This is a genomic window from Vibrio caribbeanicus ATCC BAA-2122 (genome assembly GCF_000165125.1).
GTDB lineage: Bacteria > Pseudomonadota > Gammaproteobacteria > Enterobacterales > Vibrionaceae > Vibrio > Vibrio caribbeanicus.
The window spans coordinates 1-494 of record NZ_AEIU01000044.1; the positions used below are offsets into that span (position 1 = coordinate 1).

Sequence of the window (494 nt, forward strand, 5' to 3'; positions counted from 1 at the left end):
ACACCACTCGTTGATATCGGCATTAAAGTGCTCCCGACCTTTAAAGAGGCTATCCATATTAGTCACATGAGAGGTACAAAAGCGGATTTGACCTTGTTCCAGTTTATCGAGTAGGGCTTGGTCTTTAATGCTATAACCGTCAACGACAAGATAAGTGTATCCTTGATAGGTATAGTGCATGCCGATTGCGTTATTACAAACCATGGTGTTGTCCCTTAATTGACCAATTTTCCATTGACTCAATTCTTGGTCAAAACTATCAGCGCCCGTAAACATCCCCTTCATATCCAATACGTTGGAAGTATCCCAGTTCCCGATGGGCTGGTTAAAGGCTTCGGCACCTGAAAACATCTCTTTCATTCTCCATACTATGGAGGTATCCCAATTCCCTATGGGTTGGTTAAAGCTGGCGGCACCTTCAAACATTCCTGCCATATCCGATACTATGGAGGTATCCCAATTCCCTATGGGTTGATTAAAGCTGGCGGCACCTT

General features: G+C 44.1%; 1 protein-coding gene. It reads right to left on the reverse strand.

All coding sequences use genetic code 11. From position 1 onward, the window contains the following. Positions 1–494, reverse strand: a 494-nt coding sequence (locus tag RH40_RS03870; RefSeq protein WP_009600040.1) for a BspA family leucine-rich repeat surface protein, incomplete at both ends; no start/stop codon positions are given.